General features: G+C 69.2%; 7 protein-coding genes. 4 read left to right on the top strand and 3 right to left on the bottom strand.

Translation table 11 applies throughout. The annotated features are described in order from the left end of the window. The 3 genes from NN2_RS38010 to NN2_RS35265 all read left to right on the top strand — a co-directional run. The coding region (locus tag NN2_RS38010) for a hypothetical protein (RefSeq protein ID WP_063019574.1) at nt 1-877 on the top strand (877 nt) is incomplete at its 5' end. After that, entirely contained in the window at nt 877-2112 is a 1236-nt protein-coding gene (gene manA / locus NN2_RS35260; protein WP_063019576.1) for a mannose-6-phosphate isomerase, class I, read from the top strand. The genes NN2_RS38010 and manA, both read left to right, overlap by 1 nt. Before the next feature lie 83 nt (nt 2113-2195). Continuing rightward, on the top strand, nt 2196-3116 hold the full coding sequence (locus NN2_RS35265; protein WP_030515000.1) for a cation diffusion facilitator family transporter: 921 nt from the start codon (nt 2196-2198) through the stop codon (nt 3114-3116). Between the two features lie 11 nt (nt 3117-3127). Here NN2_RS35265 and NN2_RS35270 read toward each other — a convergent pair whose 3' ends face one another. Then, on the bottom strand, nt 3128-4579 hold the full coding sequence (locus NN2_RS35270; RefSeq protein ID WP_063019580.1) for a phytoene desaturase family protein: 1452 nt from the start codon (nt 4577-4579) through the stop codon (nt 3128-3130). Between the two features lie 74 nt (nt 4580-4653). Further along, on the bottom strand, nt 4654-5226 hold the full coding sequence (locus tag NN2_RS35275; protein ID WP_063019578.1) for a TetR/AcrR family transcriptional regulator: 573 nt from the start codon (nt 5224-5226) through the stop codon (nt 4654-4656). Between the two features lie 88 nt (nt 5227-5314). Between NN2_RS35275 and NN2_RS35280 the strand changes: the two genes are divergently transcribed. Continuing rightward, the gene (locus tag NN2_RS35280) at nt 5315-5752 is read left to right on the top strand and encodes a DUF4267 domain-containing protein (protein WP_030514997.1); all 438 of its coding nucleotides are present in this window, start codon (nt 5315-5317) and stop codon (nt 5750-5752) included. A 128-nt stretch (nt 5753-5880) separates the two neighbouring features. On the opposite strand, the gene NN2_RS35285 is transcribed toward NN2_RS35280, so the two are convergent. Next, nucleotides 5881-6120, bottom strand: a 240-nt coding sequence (locus NN2_RS35285) for a GlgC family sugar phosphate nucleotidyltransferase (protein WP_501193558.1), incomplete at its 5' end; no start/stop codon positions are given.

Below are 6120 nucleotides of genomic sequence, written 5' to 3' on the forward strand. Positions count from 1 at the left end.
CTCGGCCGATCCGCGACTGACCGGCGCCGTCGACCGCGCGCTGCGCCGCGGCGCCGAAGTCGTGGTCGCCGCGCCCGACGAAGGCCCGATGCGGGCCGCGGCCGCCGGACGCGCGGCCATGCTGCCGCCGCGGGTCCGGGTGCTGGACCACAACCGGATTCTGCGCTTCGTCGCCGTCGGGATCGCGGTGCTGCAGGCGATCGATCCGACGCATATCGGACCGCTGGTGCCGAACCTCGACGAACTCGCCGACGCGCTCGACGCCGAGGCCCTGCGCGACGGACCGCATCACGAGGTCTTCCACAATCCCGCCAAAACCCTCGCCGCGCGGATGCGGGAACGGCGGCTGGTGCTGACCGGTGATTCCCCCGCCGCAGCGGTCGTGGCCGAGCACGGCGCCGAGGTGCTGTTGCAGACCGCGGGACAGATCGCGGCCGCCGTCGACCTCACCGAGGCCGTGGCCGCGAACGCCCGGCTGATCGAATCCGCCGAGGCGACCGCACCCGGTTACGACCCGCTGTTCCACGACGAGCAGCTGGACGGGCCGGCGCCGGTCGATCGGGCCCGGGTGTTCGTGGTGAGCGCCGACGGCGACCAGGTCGCGGCCCGGCGCCGGCTGGCCGTCTTCGGCGCGGGCGCGGGCATCGTCGACGCCGATCTGGTCAACGTCGACATCGAACTGATGCGAACCGAGGCGAGTGTGCCGCGCGAAGCCGGGGCGAGCGAACCCCAGGCGCCGGCGGCCGGGCGCGGCAGCGAGCTCGAACAACTGGCGGTGCTGGTACTGCGGCTGGAAATGGCCGCCGCGTATCTGCGTCTGCTCGGCGGCCCCCCAGCCACGAGCCGTCCCGCCCACTACGACGGGGGCCACTACTAGTGCACGAACTCGTTGGTGCGTTGCGTTCCTATGCCTGGGGATCTCGCACCGCCCTCGCTCAGCTGTGCGGTCGGGAGGTTCCCTCCCCTCATCCCGAAGCCGAATTGTGGTTCGGCGCCCACCCCGCCGACCCGGCGAAGGTCCTCGCCGACGGCGCCGGCCGCTCGCTGCTGGAACTGCTCGAGGCCGAGCCGAACCGGGAGTTGGGTACGGTCGCGGCGGCATTCGGCGGGCGCCTGCCGTTCCTGCTGAAGATCCTGGCCGCCGAGGAACCGCTCTCACTGCAGGCACATCCCAGCGCAGATCAGGCCCGCTACGGATTCGAACGGGAGAATCACACGCGGGTGCCGCTGGATTCCCCGATGCGCAACTACCGCGACGACTCCCACAAACCCGAACTGGTGGTGGCACTCGACCGTTTCGAGGCGCTGGCCGGCTTCCGCGATCCGCTGCGCACCGTCGACCTGCTGAACTCGCTGGCCGTGCCGGAACTGGTGCAGTACACCGAACTGCTTGCCGCCCAGCCGGACTCGGGCGGCCTGCGCACGCTGTTCACCACCTGGATCACCCTGCCGCAGGCCATGCTGGCCACACTGCTGCCGAAGGTCCTCGACGGATGTGTGCGCTATCTCAAACAGGTCGACCCACTCGAACCCCCCGGACTGGCCAAGGAATTCGCGGCCGAGGCGCGCACCACGCTGGAACTGGCCGAGGCGTATCCGGGTGATGCCGGGGTCCTGGCCGCCCTGCTTCTGAACCGATTGACCCTCGAACCCGGACAGGGCCTGTTCCTGGCCGCCGGCAGTCTGCACGCCTACCTGCGCGGCATCGGCGTCGAAATCATGGCCAATTCGGACAATGTGCTGCGCGGGGGGCTCACTCCCAAGCATGTCGACGTGCCCGAACTGCTGCGCGTGCTGGATTTCGAACCGCTGCGGGCGCCGATCATCGAACCCGAACCGGTCGATGCGCACTCGTTCCGGTATCCCACGCCCGCACCGGAATTCGCGCTGCGCCGCTTCGAACTGGCCGAGGATGCCGCGGCGGTCGACATCCCGCGCGTCGGACCGGGCATCATGCTGGTGACGGCCGGGACCGTCCTGCTGTCGCAGGCCGGGAGCGAATTGCCGATCGCGGCCGGAAGCGCGGCGTGGATCTCGGCCACCGATACCGATATCCAGGCACGGGCCCTGGGCGGCCCGGCGCAACTGTTCTGCGCGTGTGTGGGCGAGTGAGCGCGCGGCCGCTTTAGTAGATTGATCGAACAAATCGGACATCTACCGGCGAGCGCCGGGGACGGAAGGACCGGGGCTGCACCATGTCTGCTGGTGGCGGAAAGAAGGCGATCTTCGCGGCGTTGAGCGCGAATGCCGGTATCGCGGTGGCGAAATTCGTCGGCGCCGCGATCACCGGTTCCGGCTCGATGCTGGCCGAGGCCGTGCACTCGGTGGCCGACACCGGTAATCAGGGACTGCTGCTGCTCGGGCAGAAACGTGCCGAGCAGGAGGCCGACGATTTGCATCCGTTCGGCTACGGGCGCAACCGCTACTTCTACTCGTTCGTCGTGGCGCTGGTGCTGTTCTCGCTCGGCTCGATGTACGCCATCTACGAGGGTGTGCACAAGATCCAGCATCCGGAGGAACTGACCTCTCCCGCGGTGGCGATCGTGATCCTGGGTATCGCGGCCGCGCTGGAGGGCTACAGCTTCATGACCGCGATGCGGGAGTCCTCGCCGTTGCGCGAGGGGGCGAGCTGGTGGCGGTTCATCCGCAATTCGCGCAGCCCGGAACTCCCGGTGGTGCTGCTCGAGGACACCGGTGCGCTGATCGGCCTGCTGATCGCGCTGGTCGCCGTGGTGCTGACCGTGGTGACCGACAATGCGATCTGGGACGGTATCGGCACCCTCGGCATCGGCGTGCTGCTCGGTGTCATCGCGGTCGTGCTGATCGTGGAGATGAAGAGCCTGCTGATCGGTGAGGGCGCGACGCCCGCGCAGGACGCGGCGATCCGCGCGAATCTGGTCGACGGCGAGCGCATCGACCGGGTCATCCACCTGCGCACCGAATACCTCGGCCCGGAGGAGATGCTCGTCGCGGCGAAGGTGTCGATCGTGCCCGGACTCGAGATCGCCGATATCGCGACCGCGATCGACGACGCCGAAGCCCGGGTGCGGGCCGCCGTCCCCGCCGCCCGGGTCATGTACATCGAACCCGATCTGTACCGCACCCAGCCGGTGTAGGTCCTTCCGGTTCAGCTCGTCGCGCCGAGCAGGACGGCCGGGTCGAGGCGGATGCCGAACCGTTCGCGCAGCGCACGAGTCGCGGCGTGCATGCCGCACATGCCGTGCACGCCGGGCCCCGGCGGGGTCGCCGCGGAGCACAGGTACACACCGGGAAGCGGTGTGGCATAAGGGTTCCAGCGCGGCGTCGGGCGGAAGATCGTCTGCGCCCGCGTCATCGCGCCGGCCGCGATATCGCCGCCGACGTAGTTGGCGTTGTACGCGGGCATGAGTGCGGCCGGGCGCACATGGGTGGCCTGAATCAGGTCACGGAAGCCGGGGGCGAAGCGTTCGAGTTGCGCGACGACTTCGGGACTCACGTCGCGGCCGGATCCGTGGGGTACATGGGCATAGGCGTAGAGCGTGTGGTTGTCGCCGGGCGCCCGCGACGAATCGACCACGCCCGGCTGAATCACCAGAACGTAGGGCCGCTCGGCGTGGCGTCCCGACGCGACGAGACGTTCGACGGCCGTCGCCTCGGCTCGCGTGCCGACGACGTGCACGGTGCCCGCGGCCGCCGGCTCCGGCGCCTGCCACGGCACCGGACCCGAGAGCGCGAAATCCACCTTGCAGGCCGCGCCGCCGAATCGATAGCGCTGCAGCCGGTTTCGATATGCCGTGGGAACCCGCGCGATCCGCAGCAGTTCCGTCGGCGCGGTATCGAGCAGAACCGTTCGCACACTGGCGAATTCGTCCAGGGAATCGACGCGGTGCCCGGTGTGGACGCGTCCGCCGTGCCGCTCCAGATCCGCGATCAGCGCATCGACGATGGCCTGTGAGCCGCCGCGTGGAATGGGCCAGCCACCCACATGGCCGAGGGTGCCCAGCAGCAGCGCCACCCCGGCCGCCGCGAACTGCCGCGGCGGCATGATGGCGTGCGCACTCACCCCGGTGAACAGTGCCGCTGCGCGCTCCTCGCGAAAACGCAGGTCCCACATCGGCGATGCCTGCTCGAGCAGCCGGCGCCCGAAGCGCACGGCGGACAGCGGATCACGAGGGATATGACGCAGGTCCGACATCCCCAGCTCCACCACCGCCTCCCACTGTCGCACCAGCGGGGCGAACAGGCGCCGCCATGTCGCACCGTCGCGGCCCAGACCCTCGACCGTCCGATCCAGATCCCGCCAGGCCGCCGCGGCCACCCCGCCGTCGAGCGGATGTCCGTAGGAGATCTCGGGAATCGCCAGTTCGACGCCGTGCGCGCCGAGATCGAAGGCGCGGAAGAACGGGGATGCCAGCGCCATCGGATGCGCGCCCGCGCACACGTCGTGGTGATAGCCGGGCAGGGTGAGCTCGGCGGTACGGCAGCCGCCACCGGCATGATCCGCGGCTTCGAATACCTCCACCTCGAGCCCCGCGCGGGCCAGCAGCACCGCCGCGGCCAGACCGTTGGGCCCGGAGCCGACCACCACCGCATCCGCCATGATCACCACCTTAGGGCGAAAACCAAGGGCTCCACGGCATCCCGGCGCACCGACCGGCTACGGCAGATGGCACGTCAACTGCGAGTGCCCCAGCGCATGAGGACGTGCATGCGTTGTTCCCACAGGTCGGGGCGCAGGCGACCGCTTCGGTCCAATGCCGCCATCCCGTGCAGTGCGCTCCAGAACACTTCGGTGTACGCCCCGGATTCGTCGTCGGGGACGCGCGGGCGGAAGAGTCGCTCGAGTTCCTCGAAGCAGTCGCGCAATGTCTGCGGGGCGTCGGGACCGAAGGGCAGTTCGGTGTCCTGAACGAACATGGCGTCGTAGAGGGCGGGGTTGTCGGCGGCGAAGTGCAGATAGGCCCGGGCGACCGCCTCCATCGCGGCGTCGGGGCCGTCGGCCTGTTCGCGCGCGGCCCGCAGGACATCTCTGAGCAGGGCGATCCCCTCCTCGGCGACAGCCGAGACGATCGCCCGCTTTCCCGAGAAATGGCTGTAGAGCACGGGCTGGCTGTATTCGATACGTTCGGCGAGCCGGCGCACGGTCACCGCATCCCAGCCGTCGGATTCGGCCAGTTCACGTGCACTGTCGATGATCGCCTGCCGGCGCTGGGCACGTTCGCGTTCCTTGCGTTCCTGAACCGTCATACCGAAATTCTAGCAACGCTAGACAAGTTAGCGATAACCACTTACGATCGACCTGTCGGTTAGCAACGCTAGATTTTGGAGCAAGACAATGACGCGTACTCGCATCGCCACCGCCCTCGTCCTGATCGGCGTCGCCTTCATCCTGTACATCGGCCTCGGCTACGTCCTCGCACCGAATTCCATGGCACCCGGTTTCGGGCTTCCGGCCTGGCCGCAGGGTGAGTCGTCGGCCTTCATGACACTGAAGGGAGTCCGCGATATCAGCTCCGGCGTGGTGCTGCTGGCGCTGCTGCTGACGCGGCAGCGTTTCGCCCTCGGTATCGCGATGCTCGCCGTCGCGGTGACCCCGGTCGGCGACATGCTGACGGTGCTGAACAACCACGGTTCGGTGACCACTGCGCTGAGCGTGCACGGTCTGACCGCAGCTTTGGTCGCGGCCACCGGCGTGCTCCTCGTGCGCGAGCGTTCGGCGGAGTCGTCCCGCGACACCGTCGCAGCGGTGCCGGTCACCGCTGTCTCGCAATAGTCGTAGAGAGTTCTCGGCCGCTACAACGACACAGGCCGCCCGTGCGAGCGCACGGGCGGCCTCGTCGATTCACAGCACGGGCCGATGCACAGCACGGCCGATGCACAGCCCTGGAGCGACGACCGGAACTAGACGTCGGTGGAGAAGCGGATCCCGCCGTCGGGCAGATCCACGCCCGGCCAGATGCGGGCGCCGCGCAGGAGCTCACAGCGGGCGCCGACGCTGGCGCCGTCACCGATCACGGCGTCGCGGACCAGCGCTCGCGGACCGATGCGCGCGCCGAATCCGATGATCGAGCGCTCCACGGTGGCGCCGGCCTCGACCCGGGCACCGTCGAACAGCACCGCACCGTCCAGCCGCGCACCGGC

This window comes from Nocardia nova NBRC 15556 (genome assembly GCF_001613005.1).
GTDB lineage: Bacteria > Actinomycetota > Actinomycetes > Mycobacteriales > Mycobacteriaceae > Nocardia > Nocardia nova.

Bases quoted from the DNA above. Each gene is read 5' to 3' on its own strand.
- NN2_RS35280 (WP_030514997.1), top strand. From the start codon at position 5,315: ATGACGCGTACTCGCATCGCCACCGCCCTCGTCCTGATCGGCGTCGCC.
- NN2_RS35265 (WP_030515000.1), top strand. From the start codon at position 2,196: ATGTCTGCTGGTGGCGGAAAGAAGGCGATCTTCGCGGCGTTGAGCGCG.
- NN2_RS35275 (WP_063019578.1), bottom strand. From the start codon at position 5,226: ATGACGGTTCAGGAACGCAAGGAACGCGAACGTGCCCAGCGCCGGCAG.
- NN2_RS35270 (WP_063019580.1), bottom strand. From the start codon at position 4,579: ATGGCGGATGCGGTGGTGGTCGGCTCCGGGCCCAACGGTCTGGCCGCG.